Source organism: Variovorax boronicumulans, assembly GCF_009811375.1.
Classification (GTDB): Bacteria; Pseudomonadota; Gammaproteobacteria; order Burkholderiales; family Burkholderiaceae_C; genus Variovorax; species Variovorax boronicumulans.
On record NZ_BKDH01000005.1, the window covers coordinates 134,055 to 153,725 of the forward strand.

Consider the following 19,671-nt stretch of genomic DNA (forward strand, 5'->3'; position numbering starts at 1 on the left):
TGAATGAAGAAGAAAGGGCAAGGCCTCGAAGCCGCGGCCGGCCGACAGCGCGCGGCAGCCATCGGCTGCCACGCGCATTCACCACCGGCCGGGCGACGGGCCCCGTCGGCTTACAGGATGGTCACGTGGACCTTGTCCTCGACCAGCAGCTCGGCCGTGCCGGCGAGGTTGGTGTAGACGCTGTACGTCACACCGCCCACCGTGGCATTGCTGCCCTGGGCCCAGCTGTCGTCGCCGCCGAGCAGGTTCACATCGCCGTTGGCGCCGTTGACCAGCATCTGCACCTTGCCGTCGGCCATGACCATGTCGCGCGCGCCACCGGCCAGCACGTCGTGCGTGCTCAGCGCCAGCGTGTTGCCGCCCGTGCCCAGGTCGAACTTCTCGACGCCCTGCACCTTCAGGCCGAGGGCCGACAGGTCGATGTGCATCGCCTTGCCGTCCATCACCAGGGTGTCGACACCCAGGCCGCCGTCGATGCGTTCGAAGTCGCCGCTGTTGACGTGAACCCTGTCATTGCCCGCGCCGCCGTGTACCACGTCACCCGTGCCCACCTTCAGGAAGGTGTCGTTGCCGGCGCCGCCTTCGAGGCGGTCGGCGAAGCCGAGCCTGGCGATGATCTGGTCGTCAGCTTCGGTGTAGCCCTGCGTCGGGTGATCGAGCACGTCGGTGCCGTGGGCTGCCGCATCGGCACCGGCACGGTCGCCCGTTTCATCCCCATCCAAAGCGAAGGTCCCGGACACACCCGGCATGGTCTGCGCCGACACATTGCCCACCGGGTCGATGATGACCGCCGAGGCATCGAGGTTGGCGGTGGGGCCGCCGCCGATCTGGAGGTTGTCCATGGCGGCGACGACATCCCGTCCATCCTTGGTCTCGAATGTCACACGGCCGATCTCCCGGCCCACGGGTGCCGCAAAGCTGTAGTCATTGGGAGTCGCCCCGCCCGGGATCGCGACAACGTCGATCACACCGCCCTTCATGTCATAGATCGTCATGGTCGTAGGGGATGATTGATCGGTGCCGCGCCAGCGGAAACCGATGAAGTCCGTTCCCTCCGCCACCGCGAACTGAAGGGTGGGTCCCGCTCCGGCGGGCATGCCGAATGCCAGGTAATTCCCCGACATGCCCCAGAAGATCTCCGATACGGAGGTCTTCGGGGAAACGTACATCTGGCTGCCGGTGATCGTCAGGCGACCGCTCTCCAATGAAGGCACGTAGGTGCCCTCCGGTGCGATCGGCATCCCCTCGAAGCCGACGGTGAACGGCGGCACCGGATTGGCCACGTACGCCTTGCCTGCGGCAATGTCGGCCGCCGTGAGCACATGCTCGACGGGCCCGTCGCCGAAGATCACGCGCACCTTGTCGCCCGCCTTCGCATCGGTGGTGTCGAAGTACACGTCCACGCCCGTCGCGGTGGCCACCAGCTTGGTCGGGGCCTTGGGCGGCGTCGTATCCACCGTGAACCCGAACGCTGCCGAAGGCACGCTGGAAACGCCCGCCTTGTTGATCACAATCGCGCTGATGCTGTGGCCGCCGTCGGCCAGCGGGGTCGCCGGCATGTAGGTCCAGTTGCCCGACGCATCGGACTGCACGCGCGTCACCTCCACCCCGTTGTTGAAGACGATGACGGTGCTGTTGGCCTCGGCCTTGCCCGTGACCAGGGGCTGGGCGTCGTCAGTCACGTCGCCGCTGTACAGGTCGTCCTGCACCGCGCCCACGTCGTCGTACACCGACACGATGGTCGGCTTGGGCGGCGGCGTGGTGGACACCGTGAAGCCGAAGGCATCCGACGGCGCGCTGAGGTTGCCCGCCTGGTCGACGGCCTTCACGGTGATGGTGTGCACGCCGTTGTTCAGCGCCGTCGTCGGCGTCCAGCTCCAGTTGCCCGACGCATCGACAGGCACGCGCTTGACCTCCACACCCTTGTCGTAGATGACCACGGTGCTGTTGGCTTCGGCCTTGCCCGTGAAGACGGGGCGCGGATCGTCGATGACGCCGTTCAGCGTCACTTCGCCCTGGATGCTGCCCACGTCGTCGACCACCGACACGATGGTCGGCTTGGCCGGCGGCGTCGCGTCGACGGTGAAGTCGAACGCAGCCGAGGGCACGCTCACGTTGCCTGCGGCGTCCGTAGCGGTCACGGTCACGTTGTGCGCACCGTTGCCCAGCGCCGCGGGCGGCGTGAAGCTCCAGTCGCCCGCGGCGTTGGCCGTGGTCTCGCCCAGCTCGGTGGCGCCGTCGTAGACCTTCACGGTCGCGTTGGCCTCGGCCTTGCCCATGAACTGCGGCCGGGTGTCGTCGGTGACGCCGCCCTGCACCACGTTGATCGTGAGGCTGCCCACGTCGTCGAGCACCGCCACGATGGTCGGCGCGCCCGGCGCGGTGAAGTCCACGGTGAAGTCGAACACCGCCGTCTTCGCGCTTTCGCCGTGCGCCGCCGTGGTCACGGTGGCGCTCAGTTCGTACGCGCCTTCGCGCAGCGCGGTGGCCGGCGTGAGGCTCCAGTCGCCGTTGGCGTCGGCCACGACCGAGCCCAGCACGGTGGTGCCGTCGTACACCTTCACGGTGCCGCCCGGGGTGGCCTTGCCGTGCAGGGTCGGGGTGGCGTCGTCGGTAACGCCGCCCTTGGCGATCTCGCCGAGGATGTCGCCGGCGTTGTCGGTCGCGCCGGCGATGCTCACGGTCGCGGGTTGCACATCGACGGTGAAGTCGATGGCCGCGCCCGGCTGGCCGACGTTGCCGGCCAGGTCGATCACGGCGTTGCTGAAGCTGTGCGCGCCCGGTGCCAGCGGCGTGAACGGCGTGAAGCTCCAATCGCCCGCGGCGTTGGCCTGCACCCTGTCGATTTCCTTGCCGTCGTCATAGATGACCACGGTGGCGTTCGGCTCGGTCTTGCCCGCGTAGGTCGGGGTGTCGTCGTCGGTCACGGTGCCGCTGGTGATCGGCCCCTTGATCTCGCCGGCATCGTCGCTCAGCGTCGCGGCCGAAGCCGCGGGCGCCGAGTAGTCGGTGGTCAGCACGAACTCGGCCGAAGGCGCGCTCGTGTTGCCCGCCTTGTCGGTGGCGGTGGCGGTGAACTTGTGCTCGCCTTCTGCCAGCGGCGAGGTCGGCGTGTACACCCAGTTGCCGCTGGCGTCGGCCACGACCTTGCCCAGCTCCACGGCGCCATCCTTGATGATCACGCTACTGCCGGCTTCGGCCTTGCCCGACAGCGTGGGCGACGGGTCGTCCGTCACGCCGCCGTTGACCAATGCACCTTGCTTGGCGCCCACGTCGTCTGCTGCCGCGTCGATGCTCGGCGCGGTCGGTGGCACGGTGTCCACGGTGAAGTTGAACGGCTGGGTCGGCTCGCTCACGTTGCCCGCCAGGTCGGTGGCGACGGCGGTGATGGCGTGCGCGCCTTCACCCAGGCCGGCCGTGGGCGTGACGCTCCACGTGCCGTCGGCCTTGACCACGGTCTCGCCCACCTGGGTCGCGCCGTCGTACACCTTGACGGTGCTGCCGGCCTTGCCCATGCCCTGGATTTCAGGGCGGGTGTCGTCCGTGGTTCCGTTGAGCGCAATGCTGCCCTTGTTGGTGCCCTGGTCGTCCAGCAGCGTGTCGATCGACACCGTCACGCCCGAGTTGTCGACCACGATGTTCAGGGGCGCGCCCTGTCCGCTGCTGTTGCCCGCCGGGTCCACCACCTCGGTGGTGAGCGCGTGCGGCCCGTTCGCCAGCGGCGCGTTCGGCGTGAAGGTCCAGTCGCCGTTGCCGTCGACCGGCGCGCTGCCCAGCAGCGCGCCGTTGTCGTAGACCTTCACGGTCGCGCCGGGCTCGGCCTTGCCGTTGAAGGTGGGCTTGGTGTCGTCGGTGGTGTCGCCGTTGGCGAGCGGACCCGTCTTGGCACCCACGTCGTCCAGCACTTCGAGACCCGTCACCTGGCCCGGAGGCGCGGTGTCGACCACGAAGTTCCAGATGCCGGTGGCATCGCTGGTCTGGCCCACGGAGTTCGTGGCCGTCGCGGTGATGTTGTGCGTGCCGTCGGCCAGGTCGACCGTCGGCGTGACGCTCCACTTGCCGTTGGCGTCGGCCACGACTTCACCGATCTGGGTGCCGTTGTCGTAGACCTTCACGGTGGTGCCGGCTTGCGCCGTGCCGATGATGGTCGGGCGCGCGTCGTCGGTGACTTCACCCTTTTGCAGCATGTGCACCACGCCCACGTCGTCCTGCACGTTCTGGATCACCGGCACGCTCGGCGGCACGCTGTCCAGGATCACGGTGTAGGGCGCGCTCGGCGCGGTCGCATTGCCCGCCGGATCGATTTCGATCGCGGTGAACTCGTTGCTGCCTTCCAGCAGCGGCGTGGTCGGCGACAGCGTCCACTTGCCGTCGGCGCCCACGGTCGTTTCGTTCAGCTTGTGGTTGCCCGTGCTGTCCTTGACCATCACGACGATGGTGTTGCCGGCCGTGCCGGTGCCGCTGATGACCGGACGGCTGTCGTCGGTGGTGGCACCCGAGGCCACGTTGCCTTGCACGCCGCCCACGTCGTCTTCCACGCCCGTGATGGCCAGCTTGCTGGCGTCCGGCGGCGTGTAGTCGGTGGTCACCACGAACTCGGCCGAAGGCGCGCTCGTGTTACCGGCCTTGTCGGTGGCGGTGACGGTGAACTTGTGTTCGCCTTCTGCCAGCGGTGTGGTCGGCGTGTAGCTCCAGTTGCCTTCGGCGTCGGCCACGACCTTGCCCAGGAAGGCGCCGTTGTCATTGATGGTCACGGTGCTGCCGGCTTCGGCCTTGCCCGACAGCGTGGGCGACGGGTCGTCCGTCACGCCGCCGTTGACCAATGCGCCCTGCTTGGCGCCCACGTCGTCCGTGACCGACTCGATGCTCGGTGCGGTCGGCGCAACGGTGTCCACGGTGAAGTTGAACGGCTTGGTCGGCTCGCTCGTGTTCCCGGCCTTGTCGGTGGCCGTGGCGGTGATGGCGTGTGCGCCCTGGCCCAGCTCGGCCGTGGGCGTGAAGGTCCACGAACCGTCGGCCTTGACCGTCGTCTCGCCCAGCAGCGTGGCGCCGTCGTACACCTTGACGGTGCTGCCGGCCTTGCCCGTGCCCTGGATCTCGGGACGCTTGTCGTCGGTGGTGCCGTTGGCGGCGATGGCGCCCTTCACGTCACCCTGGTCGTCCACCAGCGCGCTGATCCGCAGCTCGCCAGGGATGGTGTCCACGGTCAGGTTCAACGGAGCGCTTTGACCACTCGAGTTGCCCGCGGGGTCCACCACCTCGGTGGTGAGTGCGTGCGTCCCGTCCGCCAGCGGCGTGGGGGGCGTGAAGCTCCAGTCGCCGTTGGCGTCGACCGGCACGCTGCCCAGCAGCGTGCCGTTGTCGTAGACCTTCACGGTCGCGCCCGGCTCGGCCTTGCCCTTGAACTCGGGCTTGGTGTCGTCGGTGGTGTCGCCGTTGTTCAGCACCCCTTGCTTGCCGCCCACGTCGTCCAGCAGCTGGACGGTCGCCACGTCGGGGGCCTTCGTGTCCACCGAGAAATTCCAGATGCCGGTGGCGGGACTGACCGCGCCCACCTCATTGGTGGCCGTGGCGGTGATGTTGTGCGCGCCGTCGGCCAGGCTGGCTTCAGGCGTGAGGCTCCACTTGCCGTTGGCGTCGGCCACGACCTGGCCCAGCAGCTTGGCGCCGTCGTAGACCTTGACGGTGCTCCCCGCCTGCGCGGTGCCGATGATGGTCGGTTTGGCGTCGTCGGTGACCTGGCCCTTCTGCAGCATGCCCTGGTGCACGCCCACGTCGTCCTGCACGTTCTGGATCACCGGCATGAGCGACGGGCCGTTTTGCAGGATCACGGTGTAGGGCGCGCTCGGCGCGGTCGTATTGCCTGCCGGATCGACCTCGATCGCGGTGAACTCGTTGCTGCCTTGCAGCAGCGGCGTGGTCACTTGCAGCGTCCACTTGCCGTCGGCGCCCACGGGCGCACGGCCCAGCTCGTGGTTGCCCGTGCTGTCCTTGACCATCACGATGATGGTGTCGCCGGCCGTGCCGGTGCCGCTGATCGCGGGACGGCTGTCGTCGGTGGCGCTGCCCGAGGCCACGTTGCCCGTGATGCTGCCTTCGTCGTCTTCCACGCCCGTGATCACCAGCTTGCTGTAGTCAGCCGGCGTGTAGTCGGTGGTCAGCACGAAGCCTGCCGAAGGCGCGCTCGTGTTGCCCGCCTTGTCGGTGGCGGTGACGGTGAACGTGTGCTGCTCTTCCGTCAGCGGCGTGGTGGGCGTGTACACCCAGTTGCCTTCGGCGTCGGCCACGACCTTGCCCAGGAAAGCGCCGTTGTCATTGATGGTCACGGTGCTGCCGGCTTCGGCCTTGCCCGACAGCGTGGGCGACGGATCGTCCGTCACACCGCCGTTGACCAATGCACCTTGCTTGGACCCCACGTCGTCCGTGACCGATTCGATGCTCGGTGCGGTCGGCGCAACGGTGTCCACGGTGAAGTGGAACGCAGCCGTCGGCTCGCTCGTGTTGCCAGCCTTGTCGGTGGCCGTGGCGGTGATGGCGTGTGCGCCCTGGCCCAGCTCGGCCGTGGGCGTAAGAGTCCACGTGCCGTCGGCCTTGACCACGGTCTCGCCCACCTGGGTCGCGCCGTCGTACACCTTGATGGTGCTGCCGGCCTTGCCCGTGCCCTGGATCTCGGGACGCGTGTCGTCGGTGACGCCGTTGGCCGTGATCGGGCCCTTCACGGTGCCCTGGTCATCCACCAGCTTGCTGATCGAGACTTCCACCTTCGAGGTGTCCACGGTGATGTCCAGTGCCGGACCCTTGCCGCTGGAGTTGCCAGCGGGGTCCACCACTTCGGTCGTGAGCGAGTGCGCACCGTCGCCCAGCGGCGTGGTCGGTGTGATGCTCCAGTTGCCGTCCGGGTCTGCCACGGCCGTGCCGATCTTGGTGTCGCCGTCGTACAGGTTCACGGTTGCACCAGGCTCGGCCTTGCCCTTGAATTCAGGCTGGTTGTCGTCGGTGGTGTCGCCGCTGGTCAGGGTGCCTTGCTTGGCGCCCACGTCGTCCAGTGCTTCCTGGCCCGTGGCCAGGCCCGGAGGCGTAGTGTCGACCACGAAATTCCAGATGCCCGTGGCATCGCTGGTCTGGCCCACCGGGTTGGTGGCCGTCGCGGTGATGTTGTGCTGGCCGCCGGCCAGCGGCGTCTCGGGCGTGAAGCTCCACTTGCCCGAAGCGTCAGCCACGATCTCGCCGATCTGGGTGCCGTTGTCGTAGATCTTGACGGTGTTGCCGGCCTGCGCGGTGCCGATGATGGTCGGCTTGGCGTCGTCGGTCACGTCGCCCTTTTGCAGCATGCCCGTGTGGATGCCCACGTCGTCCTGCACGTTCTGGATCACCGGCACGCTCGGCGGCACGCTGTCCAGGATCACGGTGTAGGGCGCGCTCGGCGCAGTCGCATTGCCCGCCGGATCGATTTCGATCGCGGTGAACTCGTTGCGGCCTTCCAGCAGCGGCGTGGTCGGCGACAGCGTCCACTTGCCGTCGGCGCCCACGGTCGTTTCGTTCAGCTTGTGGTTGCCCGTGCTGTCCTTGACCATCACGATGATCGTGTTGCCGGCCGTGCCGGTACCGCTGATGACCGGACGGCTGTCGTCGGTGGTGGCACCCGAGGCCACGTTGCCTTGCACGCCACCCACGTCGTCTTCCACGCCCGTGATGGCCAGCTTGCTGGCATCCGGCGGCGTGTAGTCGGTCGTCACCACGAACTCGGCCGAAGGCGCGCTCGTGTTGCCGGCCTTGTCGGTGGCGCTGACAGTGAATTTGTGCTCGCCTTCGGTGAGCGGCGTGGTCGGCGTGTAGCTCCAGTTGCCTTCGGCGTCGGCCACGACCTTGCCCAGGAAGGCGCCGTTGTCGTTGATGGTCACGGTGCTGCCCGCTTCGGCCTTGCCCGACAGCGTGGGCGACGGGTCGTCCGTCATGCCGCCGTTGACCAGCGCGCCTTGCTTGGCGCCCACGTCGTCCAGCGCCGATTCGATGCTCGGCGTGGTCGGCGCGACGGTGTCCACGGTGAAGTTGAACGGCTGGGTCGGCTCGCTCACGTTGCCAGCCTTGTCGGTCGCGGTCACGGTGATGCTGTGCGCGCCGTCGGCCAATGCCGTGCCGGGCGTGACGCTCCACGTGCCGTCGGGCTTGACCGTCGTCTCGCCCAGCAGGGTCGCGCCGTCGTACACCTTGACGGTGCTGCCGGGCTTGCCCGTGCCCTGGATTTCAGGGCGCGCATCGTCGGTGTTGCCGTTGGGGGCGATGGCGCCCTGGATCGTGCCCTGGTCGTCCATCAGCTTGCCCAGCGTCACGACGCCAGGAATGGCATCCACCACCACGTTCAGCGCATCGCCCTGGCCGCTGCTGTTGCCGGCGGGGTCGACCACTTCGGTGGTGAAGGCGTGCTCGCCGCTGGTCAGCGGGGCGGTGGGCGTGAAGCGCCAGTCGCCGTTCTCGTCCACCGGCGCTTCGCCGATCTTGGTGCCGTTGTCGTACACGTTCACGGTGGTGCCCGGCTCGGCCTTGCCGCTGAAGGTGGGACGGTCGTCGTCGGTGGTTTCGCCGTCCTTCAGCGGACCCTGCTTGCCGCCCACGTCGTCGGTGATGACGAGGTCGGTGACCTTGCCCGGCGGCGTGGCGTCGACCACGAAGTTCCAGATGCCGGTGGCGTCGCTGGTCTGGCCCACGGGGTTGGTGGCCGTGGCGGTGATGTTGTGCGTGCCGTCGGCCAGGTCGGCTTCAGGCGTGACGCTCCACTTGCCATTGGCGTCGGCCACGGTCTGGCCCAGCAGCTTCGTGCCGTCGTAGACCTTGATGGTGTTGCCCGCTTGCGCGGTGCCGATGATGGTCGGCCGCGCGTCGTCGGTGACCTGGCCCTTCTGCAGCATGCCCTGGTGCGGGCCCGCGTCGTCCTGCACGTTCTGGATCACGGGCACGCTCGGCGGCACGCTGTCCAGGATCACGGTGTAGGGCGCGGTCGGCGCGGTGTGGTTGCCCGTGGGGTCCATCTCGATGGCGGTGAACTCGTTCTTGCCTTGCAGGAGCGGCGTGCTCACCTGCAGCGTCCACTTGCCGTCGGCCTCCACGATGGTGCGGCCGAGCTCGCGGCTGCCCGTGCTGTCCTTGACGGTCACGATGATGGTGTCGCCGGCCGTGCCGGTGCCGCTGAGCAGCGGACGGCTGTCGTCGGTCTTGCCGCCCGAGGCCACGTTGCCCTGGATGTCGCCCACGTCGTCGGCCACGCCCTTGATGGCCAGCTTGCTGGCGTCGGGCGGGGTCACGTCGATCTCGAAATCGAAGGGGTCGGAGGGCTTGCTCTCGTTGCCGGCCGGGTCGCGCGCGATGACGGTGATGGAGTGGTCGCCCTCCTTCAGGTCGGTCGAGGGCGTGAAGGTCCAGGCGCCGTTCTCGTCCACTTCGGTGGTACCGATCACGGTGTCACCGTCCTTGATGACGATGGTGTCGCCCGGCGTGCCTTCGCCATGGAACTCGGGCTGGCGGTCGTCGGTGACGCCGCCCGGGGTGATGGGGCCCTGGTACTCGCCCATGTTGTCGTTGGCGCCGCCCACCTGGGGCTGCTCGGGCGGGGTGATGTCGACGACGAAATCGAACGGGTCGGAGGGCTCGCTCTCGTTGCCCGCGGGGTCGCGCTCGACGATGGTGATGGAGTGCTCGCCCTCGCTCAGGTCGGTCGGCGGCGTGAAGGTCCACACGCCGTCCCCGTTCACTTCGACGCGGCCGATTTCCTTGCCGTGGTCCTGCACGATGATGGTGTCGCCCGGGGTGCCCTGGCCGTTGAACTCGGGACGCTGGTCGTCCGTCGCGCCGCCCGGGGGCACGCGGCCCTTGATGGGGCCCACGTCGTCGATGACGGCGCCAGGGCCTTCGCTGCTGCCGCCGTTCCACTCGGGCTTGGGCGGCGGGGTGGTGTCGACACCGAACTCGAACGGATCCGAAGGCTCGCCTTCACGGCCGGCCGGATCGCTCTCGGTGATGGTGATGGAGTGGTTGCCCTCGCTCAGGTCCTTCGGTGGCGTGAAGTGCCACGCGCCGTTGCCGTCCACGAGGGTCTTGCCGATTTCTTTGCCGTTGTCGTACATGGTGATGGTATTGCCGGGGGTGCCGGTTCCGAAAAAATCAGGTCGTGTGTCGTCGGTCTGGCCGCCGGGTTGGATCTGGCCCTTGATGGGGCCGACGTCGTCGTAGGCGCCGCCGATGCCGTCGAAGCCGGGCTTGCCGGGAGGGCGCACGTCGGGCGGGGGCATCACAGGCGGAAGGCTCGGCGCGGTATAGCCGTCGCTGCCGCTGGCCGCGGCGATCGCGCCGAGGCCGAGCGCGGCCAGGCCGCCGGTCATCAGCAGGGGCAGCATGCCGCCGAAGAGGTCATTGCCACCGGCTTCGGTGCCGGCCAGGTACGGCGCGCCGGACCCGTACGAATCGCCGCCCAGCGCCACGGGCGCCGACTGGCCTTCGGCCAGCGCGTAGATGTCGCCCGCGCCATCGGTGCGCGCGTAGGCGTACAGCTGGCCGTCCTCGGCCACGCCGTACAGGCCCACGGGTTCCGATTGCGCGTAGTAGCCCTCGAGCACCAGGCCCGGGCTCGTCTCGCCTTCGAGCGTGATCTGCAGGTCGTTGCCCACGCGCGTGAGCGTCACGTTCTCGGGCGCGAAACCGTCGTCGCCCTTGAGCAGGTACTTCGCGCCCTTCTGGACCTTGATGCGGACCGGCGCCTTGCCGTTCGTTGCCGCTTCCACCGTGTGATCGATGTTCCTGCCGTTGCTGTTGACGACGACCTTCGTCTTCTTCGTTGCCATGTGATTCCTAGTGCTTGCTGAATGAAAAACGGGACCGCAGCGGCACGCGCACGCGCGGCGCCAGCTCATACGGTTTGTTGACCGATGACTTTAGGAAGACGGTCCCGTTCCATCCATCGGACGAGTCCGAAAGCGGGTGCGACAAACATAGGCACAGGGCGAAACTGTGAACAAAGCCCCCAGGAGTTCGTACAAAGCACAAGGCCCTCGCGAGTCAGCGACTCGCAAGGGCCTTGAAGAAGACAGCGCCGCAGCGCGAAGCGGTCAGCGTCCGAGGTCTTTGGCGGACACGCCGCCGATGCCCCAGTTTTCCTTGGGCATGTCGTGCAGCCACACGCGCACGTTCTCCTTCGGCGCGTCGACGGCCTCGACGATGGCGCGGGTCACTTTCTCGATCAGCGCGCGCTTCTGTTCTTCGGTGCGGCCTTCGATGAGGTAGATCTGTGCAAAGGGCATTCGTGTACTCCTGTTCGGTTCTTCAGTGCTTGATGCAGGTCAGACGAAGCGCAGGCCCACGCTGCCCATGCCCTGCACCTTCAGCGTGACGGCATCACCCGCCTGCACGGCCACGGCCTCGGTGATGCCGCCCGACAGGATCAGCGTGCCCGCCGGAATCTCCTCGCCGCGCGCGCCCAGGTGGTTGGCCAGCATCGCGATCGCCGCGGCCGGGTGGCCGAGCACGGCGGCGCCCGCGCCGAAGGCCACGGGCTGGCCGTTCTTCTCGAGCACGATGCCCACGGTGCGCAGGTCGACCTCGCTCGCGGGCACGGCGCGCCCGCCCACCACGAAGCGCGAGGCGGAGGTGTTGTCGGCCACCACGCTCTTGAGGTCGAACTTGAAGTCGCGGTAGCGGCTGTCGATCACCTCGATGCCGGGCAGCACGAAGTCGGTGGCCGCGAGCACGGCGCCGATGTGGCAGCCCGGGCCGCTGAGCGCGCGCTTGGTGACGAACGCGATCTCGGGCTCGACCTTCGGGTGGATGAGCTCGCTCACCTTGCACTCGCCGCTCTCGGGCAGCGCGTAGTTGTCGGCCATGAAGCCGAAGACCGGCGTGGTCACGCCCATCTGCTTCATCTTGGCGTGCGAGGTGAGCCCGGCCTTCAGCCCGATGATGCGGTGGCCGCGCGCGAGCTTGCGGCGGCGGATCTCGTTCTGGATGGCGTAGGCGTCGTCCCAGTCCATCTCGGGATGTTCGTCGGTGATCTTGGGCGTGTCGCGTGCCTCGAGCTCGCAGGTCTCCAGGTGCTCGGCGAGCGCGGCGATGGTGTTCTTGCCGAGCTTCATGCCACGACTCCTTCCTGTTGCTGCTGCACGGCCTGGCGTGCGCGGGCCAGCGTGATGGCCGTGTCTTCGATCATGTCTTCCTGGCCGCCGACCATGCCGCGCCGGCCCAGCTCCACCAATATCTCGCGCGCGGGCACACCGTACTTTTTCTCGGCGCGCTTGGCGAACAGAAGGAAGCTCGAATACACGCCCGCGTAGCCCAGCGTGAGCGAGTCGCGGTCGACGCGGATCATGTGGTCCATGATCGGCACGACGCGGTCCTCGGCCACGTCCTGGATGCGGAACACATCGACGCCGGTCTCGATGCCCATGCGGTCGCACACCGCCACGAACACCTCCATCGGCGTGTTGCCCGCGCCCGCGCCCAGGCCTGCGGCGGCAGCGTCGATGCGGTTGGCGCCGGCCGCAACGGCCGCGACCGAATTGGCCACGCCCATCGCGAGGTTGTGGTGGCCGTGAAAGCCCAGCTCGGTGTCGGCCTGGAGCGCCGCGCGCACCGCGCCGATGCGCGCCGTGACGTCGTCCGGCAGCATGTAGCCGGCCGAATCGGTCACGTAGATGCAGTTGGCGCCATAGCCTTCCATGAGCAGTGCCTGGCGCACCAGCGTCTCGGGCGAGGCCATGTGGGCCATCATGAGAAAGCCCACCGTGTCCATGCCGAGCCGGCGCGCCATGGTGATGTGCTGCTCGGACACGTCGGCCTCGGTGCAGTGCGTGGCCACGCGCACGGTGTGCACGCCCAGGCCGTGCGCCATGCGCAGGTGGTCCACGGTGCCGATGCCGGGAATCAGCAGCGCCGACACCTTGGCCTGCTTCATGAGCGGGATCACGGCGCCCAGATACGCTTCGTCGGAATGCGCGGGAAAGCCGTAGTTGACCGAGCTGCCGCCCAGGCCGTCGCCGTGCGTCACTTCGATCAGCGGCACGCCCGCTTCGTCGAGCCCGCTGGCGATGTGCGTCATCTGTTCGAGCGTCATCAGGTGGCGCTTGGGGTGCATGCCGTCGCGCAGCGTCATGTCGTGCAGGGTGACACGGCGGCCCTGCAGGTGGGTGTTCGTGGGGGTGGTCATGGGGGTGCTCCTAGGCCACGGCGGGCTCGGGTTGCGGGAGGCTGGCGAGCATCGCTTCGGCGAACATTTCGGCCGTGCGCGCCGCGGCGGCGGTCATGATGTCGAGGTTGCCGGCGTACTTGGGCAGGTAGTCGCCCAGGCCTTCGACCTCCAGGTAGATCGACACGCGGTGGCCGTCGAACACCGGCCCGTTCACGAGCTTGTAGCCCGGCACGTACTTGCGCACCTCGGCGATCATTTCGTGCACCGAGGCCGTGATGCGCGCCTCGTCGGGCGGGCCTTCGGTGAGGCAGTGCACCGTGTCGCGCATGATCAGCGGCGGCTCGGCCGGGTTGACGATGATGATCGCCTTGCCCTTGGCCGCGCCGCCCACGCGCTCGACCGCACCGGCCGTGGTGCGCGTGAACTCGTCGATGTTCTTGCGCGTGCCCGGGCCGACCGAACGGCTCGACACGGTGGCCACGATCTCGCCGTAGGCCACGGGCTGCACGCGCGACACGGCCGCCACCATCGGGATGGTGGCCTGCCCGCCGCAGGTGACCATGTTGACGTTGGCCGGCCGCGCGCCGCCCGCCATGAGCAGACTCTTCAAGTTGACCGGCGGCACGCAGAACGGCCCGATGGCCGCGGGCGTGAGGTCGATCATGAGCACGCCCAGCGCGTTGAGCTTGGCGCTGTTCTCGGCGTGCACGTAGGCGCTGGTGGCGTCGAACGCGATCTGCACGCCGTCGGCCTGCACATGCGGCAAGAGGCCGTCCACGCCTTCTGCCGTGGTCTTCAGGCCCATCTCGCGGGCGCGCTTCAGGCCGTCGGATTCGGGGTCGATGCCCACCATCCACACGGGTTCGAGCACCGGGCTGCGCTGCAGCTTGGCGAGCAGGTCGGTGCCGATGTTGCCGGGGCCGATCAGCGCGCACTTGATCTTCGTTGGGGTCGTCATGGGGTTGTCTCCTTCAGTGGAAGCGCACCGAGCAGCCGCCGAGGCCGCCGATCGACACGCGGAAGTTGTCGCCGGCCTTGGCGGGGAACATCGCGGCGAGCGCGCCCGACAAAATCACCTCGCCCGCCTTGAGCCCGATGCCCAGCGCGCCGAGCGTGTTGGCCAGCCACGCGACCGCGTTCACCGGCGAGCCGAGCGCGGCGGCGCCCGCGCCGGTGGCGATGATTTCGCCGTTCTTCTCCAGCACCATGCCGCAGGTCACCAGGTCGATGCGGCGCGGATCGACCGCGTGGTCGCCCAGCACGAACACGCCGCACGAGGCGTTGTCGGCCACGGTGTCGGCGATCTGGATCTTCCAGTCGCGGATGCGCGAATCGACGATCTCGAAGCAGGGCATCACGCACTCGGTGGCGGCCAGCACGTCGGCGTTGCCGATGCCGGGGCCCATGAGGTCGCGCTTGAGCAGAAAGGCGATCTCGCCCTCGGCCTTGGGCTGGATGAGCGTGCGGCTGTCGATCGACTCGCCCTCGCCGACGACCATGCCGTCGAGCAGGTAGCCGAAGTCGGGCTGGAACACGCCCAGCATGTTCATCACGGCGCGCGAGGTGACGCCGATCTTCTTGCCGACGACGCGCTCTCCGGCGTCGAGGCGGCGCGCGATCATGCGCTGCTGCACGCCGTAGGCGTCGGCGATGGTGATGCCTTCGTGCCGGCTGGTGAGCGGCTCCACGACGCTGCGCTCGCGCAGCGCGTCGTAGAGCTCGTCGCCGAGCCGCTGGATGAGGGTGGGGTCCATGGTGGGTTCTGTCCTTTGCTCTGTCTCAGGTGAATCAATCGGTCAATCAGTCAATCGGCTTCGTTCAGGAAGTCGCCGACCAGGCGGGCGAAGCGTGCGCTGTGCTCGATCTGCGTCCAGTGGCCGCAGCGGCCGAACACATGCAGCTGGCTGCGGGGAATCCACTGGCTCAGCGTGAGCGAGGTGGCCAGCGGAATCACCTGGTCTTCGCGGCCGTGGATCAGCAGCGTCTCGTGCGGCAGGGCGCGGATGGCGGCCTCCGGGCTCGCCATGGCATCGACCCAGCGCTGGCGCGGCGCCGGGAACATCGCGCCGAAGGTCTCCTGGAAGCCGGGTCGCATGCTGGCCTCGTAGCGCAGCTGCGCGAGCTCGTCGGTGACGAGGGCGCGGTCGAACGCGAACACGTCCATGATCCGGCGCATGTTCGCGAACGAGGGCGTGTAGCCCCACACCGCGTCGAGCCCCGGCGTGATCGCGAAGGGCACGCCCACGCTGCCCATGAGCACCAGCCGGCGCACGCGGTGCGGCGCGCGGATGGCCAGGGCCAATGCCAGCGCACCGCCGAAGGAGTTGCCCACCACGTCGGCGCGCTCGATGTCGAGCGCGTCGAGCAGGTCGAGCGCCTGCTGCACCCAGGCATCCATGGTGTAGGCCGCGCCGGGCACGCGCTCGGTGAAGCCGAAGCCGGCCATGTCGGGCGCGATCACGCGGCGCGTCTGCGCGAGCACCGGCAGCACCAGCCGCCAGTTGGCCCACGCACTCACGCCCGGGCCCGAGCCGTGGATGAAGAGCACCGGCGCGCCCTCGCCCAGGTCGTGGACGTTGGTGTGGAACGCACCCGTGCGGATGCTGTTCGCGATTTCGGGGTTGCTCACCGCCGGGCCCTCATAACTTGATGCAGACGTTGCGCAGCTCGGTATAGAACTCGAGCGAATGCACGCCGCCTTCGCGGCCGATGCCCGACGACTTGGCACCGCCGAAGGCCGTGCGCAAATCGCGCAGGAACCAGCTGTTGACCCAGCAGATGCCGACCTGCACCTGCTTGGCCACGCGGTGCGCGCGGCCCAGGTTCTCGGTCCACACGGTGGTCGCCAGGCCGTAGTCGGTGGCGTTGGCCAGCGCGATGGCTTCTTCCTCGGTGTCGAAGGGCGCGATGTGGCAGCAGGGGCCGAAGATTTCCTCGCGGATCACCGAGGCCGTCTCGGGCAGACCGGTCCAGATGGTGGGCTGCACCCAGTGGCCCTCGGCCAGCGCGCCCGGCATCGACGGCACGCCGCCGCCGGTGACGACGGTGGCACCTTCCTTCACGGCCTTCGCGTAGTACGACAGCACCTTCTGCTGGTGCTCGCGCGAGATCAGCGGGCCGATGCCCACGCCGGCTTCCTCCGACGGGCCCGGCTTGAGCGCCTCGGCCTTGGCCTTGAGCGCCGCGACGAAGCGGTCGAAGATCGGCCGCTGCACGTAGACGCGCTCGGTGCCCAGACAGACCTGGCCGCAGTTCTCGAAGGCCGAGCGCGTGATGCCGGCCACGGCCTTGTCGAAATCGGCGTCGGCGAACACGATGCCGGCGTTCTTGCCGCCGAGTTCGAAGGACACGGGCCGCACGCCCTTGGCGGCCGCCCCCATGATGGCCTCGCCAGTGCGCGTCTCGCCCGTGAAGGTGATGCCGTCCACGCCCGGGTGCGTGGTGAGGAACTCGCCGGCCGAGTCGGGGCCGAAGCCGTGCACCACGTTGTAGACGCCCGGCGGAATGCCGACCGCGTTCATCACCTCGCCCAGCAGCGTGGCGGTGGCCGGCGTTTCTTCCGAAGGCTTGACCACCACCGTGTTGCCGCAGGCCAGCGCGGGCCCGACCTTCCAGGTCATGAGCAGCAGGGGCAGGTTCCACGGGCACACGACGCCGATCACGCCCAGCGGCGAGCGCACGGCGTAGTTCAGCGCCTGCCCGCCGTCGGGCGTCGTCATCTCGAAGCTCTCGGTGGGCACGTTCTTCACGATGTCGGCAAACACCTTGAAGTTGGCCGCGCCGCGCGGGATGTCGACGTGCGAGGCCAGCGCGTGCGGCTTGCCGGTGTCGGCCATCTCGGCGGCCAGGAAGTCGTCGAAGCGCCGGTTGATCTCGTCGGCCACGGCATGCAGCAGCTCGACGCGGCGCGCGACGCTCATGCGGCCCCACTCGCCATTGAGCGCCGCGCGTGCGGCGCGCACGGCCGCATCGACCTCGCTGCGGCCGGCCTCGTGCACCTTGCCGATGACGCGGTTGTCCACAGGCGCGCGGTTGTCGAAGGTCTTCGTCGTGGCGACGAACTCGCCGCCGATGAAGTTCATGAACTGTTTCATCGCACCGTCTCCTTCAGGTCACCACGCTCAGGAAGTTCTCGTTGAGCTTGCGGTCGTGATAGAAGATCGCGCGCCCGAGTTCGTCGTCGGTCCACACCAGCGGCGGCTTGTCGGGGTAGAAGATGTAGCCGCCCGAGAACACCTCGTTGCGATTGCCGCTCGGGTCGAAGAAGTAGATGGTTTCGCCGCGCGTGATGCCGTGGCGCGTGGGGCCGATGTCCAGCGACACGCGCTTCTTGGTGATGATGTCGGCCGCCTTGAGCACCTCGCCCCAGTTGTCGAGCAGGAACGACGCGTGGTGGAACTTGTTCTTCTCGGGATGGCGGATGAACGCGATGTCGTGCGGCTTGGTCGAGCAGGTGAGAAAGGCCGCGATGTACATGCGCTCGGGGCCCGCCACCACGCTCTCGGCCAGCTGGAAGCCCAGAACCTCGGTGAACAGCTTCATGGTGCCGTCGAGGTCGTCGCCGTACAGCAGGCAGTGGTCGAAACGCGAGGGCGCCATGCCCTTGAGGTCGTCGGGGTAGACCTCGGGGTTCTCGTAGGGCATGCCGTTGCCGACCTTCTCCTTCTCGGCGAAGAGCTCGATGGCATGGCCGGTGGGCACGGTGAAGCGAAAGCGTTGGCCGGTGCGCAGGTGCTCGCCGGCTTCGATCCACTGCATGTCGGTGGCCAGGCCGCTGGCCTTCAGGTCGGCGGCGAGCTGGTCGAGCGTGGCGGGCGAATCGACGCGAAAGCCCATGAAGTCCATGCCGGCCTCGTCGGCTTCGCGCAGCACGACACTGTGGTGGTCGTGCTCGTCCCAGGCCTTGAGGTAGATGCGGCCCTGCGCATCGCGCCCGGTTTCGATCAGGCCCAGCACGTCGCGGTAGTGCGTGAGGGCGGCCCCGAGGTCGAGCACGCGCAGTTGCACGTGTCCGGGGCGAATGACGCCAGTGAGTGCCATGGAAGTCTCCTTTGGTGGGTGAGGGAAAAGTTCAGGTGGGGGAACGGGGAACGGCGGGCTGCGACGCGGCCAGGCGCCGCTCGATGCAGCGCGCCAGCTTTTCGACGGCGCGCAGGGCCAGGTCGCTCTGCGGGTACGCGCGGCAGGCCAGCACGTAGCCCTGGGCTTCTTCTTCGGCGCTGACGTGGCAGCGGCTCATGCGCTCGCGGCGCACGGCGCCCGACTCGATGCGCACCTTGCACACGCCGCAGCCGCCACCGCGGCAGCCGACCGGGATGCCCTTGCGGCCGAGCTGCTCCATGCCGCCGAGCAGGGTCTGGTCGGCGCGGCACACGTAGTGCTCGTGGGTGTTGCCGATGGCGACGGAAAAGCGCATGACCGGCTCCACGTCACAACGCCTTGAACAGCGGGCTGCGCGGCGCTGCAGAGGCCGCATCGGCAGCGGTGAAGAATTTCTCGGTGTAGATGTCGCGCTCGAACAGCCGCCCCTGCATCAGCGTGGCGATGCAGGCCTCGGTCATCGGTGGCGGCCCGCACAGGTAGGCCTTGTGGCCGCGGAAGTCGTTCGCGAAGTGGGCCTTCAGCGCCTCGTGCGCGAAGCCGCGCGCGCCAGGCCAGTCGCTGTCGGCCGGCAGGTCGGACAGCACGGGCACGTAGGTGAAGTTGGGGTGCCGCTCGGCGAGCTGCTCGAAGAGCGCGCGGTAGTACAGCTCCTCGGTGTTGCGCGCGCCCTGCACCAGCGTGATCGGCAAGGTGCAGCCTTCGGCCAACAGGTCGAGCACCATCGACTTCGGGCTCGACAGGCCCGAGCCGCCGGCCACGAAGATCATCGGCAGGCCGGCCGACTTGCGCACGAAGAAGCGGCCGTTGGGTGCGGTGAAGCGCAGGCGCTGGCCCACCTGAAGGTCGTCGTGCAGCCAGCCGGTGGCGCGGCCGTTGGGCACGCGGCGGATGTGCAGTTCGACGAGGTGGTCGTCGGGTGCGTTGGCGATCGAGAAAGCGCGTGCGCCCTCCACGCCCGGCACGTGCAGCATCACGTACTGGCCGGCCTGGAACGGCGCCGGCCGGTCGGTGCGCAGCCACAGGCCGCGGATGGTGGGCGTGAGCATGCGGGCCTCGACCAGCTCGGCGTCAAAGTCTTCCAGCGGCAGGAACTGCGCGTCGGGGTCTTCGTCGATCTCGGCCTCGATGACCAGGTCGGCCTGCGCCATCGCGCAGCACGCGAGGATCTTGCCGTCGTCGCGCTCGAAGTCCATGAGCGCGAAGTTGGAGGCGTCGCCGTGCTCGCACTCGCCTTCGAGCACCTGCACCTTGCAGGTGCCGCACACGCCGTGGCCGCAGGCGTGGGGCAGCCACACGCCGGCGCGCAGGCAGGCGTCGAGCACGGTCTGTCCGTCGCGTGCCGCCACGGCCTGGCCGAGCGGCTCGATCATGATCTGGAAGCTCATGGCAAGGCCCTCCTT

10 protein-coding genes and 1 pseudogene are annotated in these 19,671 nt (G+C 68.5%); all 11 read right to left on the minus strand.

Annotated elements, in window-relative coordinates; genetic code table 11:
- Nucleotides 1–110: 110 nt before the first annotated feature.
- Entirely contained in the window at nucleotides 111–10,832 is a 10,722-nt protein-coding gene (locus tag VHAB30_RS27935; RefSeq protein ID WP_159279336.1) for an Ig-like domain-containing protein, read from the minus strand.
- Between the two features lie 264 nt (nucleotides 10,833–11,096).
- Nucleotides 11,097–11,291 (minus strand): annotated as a pseudogene (locus tag VHAB30_RS27940) (2-hydroxymuconate tautomerase); the annotation flags it as partial.
- A gap of 36 nt (nucleotides 11,292–11,327) precedes the next feature.
- A complete protein-coding gene (gene dmpH, locus VHAB30_RS27945; protein ID WP_159279337.1) occupies nucleotides 11,328–12,116 on the minus strand; it encodes a 2-oxo-3-hexenedioate decarboxylase in 789 nt (262 codons plus the stop codon).
- Nucleotides 12,113–13,186 (minus strand): 4-hydroxy-2-oxovalerate aldolase, encoded by a 1,074-nt coding sequence (dmpG, locus tag VHAB30_RS27950; RefSeq protein ID WP_159279338.1) that lies wholly within the window; start codon nucleotides 13,184–13,186, stop codon nucleotides 12,113–12,115. The genes dmpH and dmpG overlap by 4 nt, the downstream gene beginning before the upstream one ends.
- Before the next feature lie 10 nt (nucleotides 13,187–13,196).
- Nucleotides 13,197–14,126: an acetaldehyde dehydrogenase (acetylating) gene (locus tag VHAB30_RS27955; protein WP_159279339.1), complete on the minus strand. Its 930-nt coding sequence runs from the start codon at nucleotides 14,124–14,126 to the stop codon at nucleotides 13,197–13,199.
- A gap of 13 nt (nucleotides 14,127–14,139) precedes the next feature.
- Nucleotides 14,140–14,922: a 2-oxopent-4-enoate hydratase gene (gene dmpE / locus VHAB30_RS27960; RefSeq protein ID WP_062475136.1), complete on the minus strand. Its 783-nt coding sequence runs from the start codon at nucleotides 14,920–14,922 to the stop codon at nucleotides 14,140–14,142.
- A 50-nt stretch (nucleotides 14,923–14,972) separates the two neighbouring features.
- Complete coding sequence (locus VHAB30_RS27965) at nucleotides 14,973–15,797, minus strand: alpha/beta fold hydrolase (protein ID WP_159279340.1); 825 nt, start codon at nucleotides 15,795–15,797, stop codon at nucleotides 14,973–14,975.
- 10 nt (nucleotides 15,798–15,807) lie between these two features.
- Complete coding sequence (locus VHAB30_RS27970; protein WP_159279341.1) at nucleotides 15,808–17,262, minus strand: 2-hydroxymuconic semialdehyde dehydrogenase; 1,455 nt, start codon at nucleotides 17,260–17,262, stop codon at nucleotides 15,808–15,810.
- Between the two features lie 13 nt (nucleotides 17,263–17,275).
- Entirely contained in the window at nucleotides 17,276–18,208 is a 933-nt protein-coding gene (locus VHAB30_RS27975) for a catechol 2,3-dioxygenase (protein WP_159279342.1), read from the minus strand.
- 31 nt (nucleotides 18,209–18,239) lie between these two features.
- Nucleotides 18,240–18,584 (minus strand): 2Fe-2S iron-sulfur cluster binding domain-containing protein, encoded by a 345-nt coding sequence (locus VHAB30_RS27980; RefSeq protein ID WP_159279343.1) that lies wholly within the window; start codon nucleotides 18,582–18,584, stop codon nucleotides 18,240–18,242.
- Nucleotides 18,585–18,597: 13 nt separating this feature from the next.
- Complete coding sequence (locus tag VHAB30_RS27985) at nucleotides 18,598–19,656, minus strand: NADH:ubiquinone reductase (Na(+)-transporting) subunit F (protein ID WP_159279344.1); 1,059 nt, start codon at nucleotides 19,654–19,656, stop codon at nucleotides 18,598–18,600.
- Nucleotides 19,657–19,671: the final 15 nt, after the last annotated feature.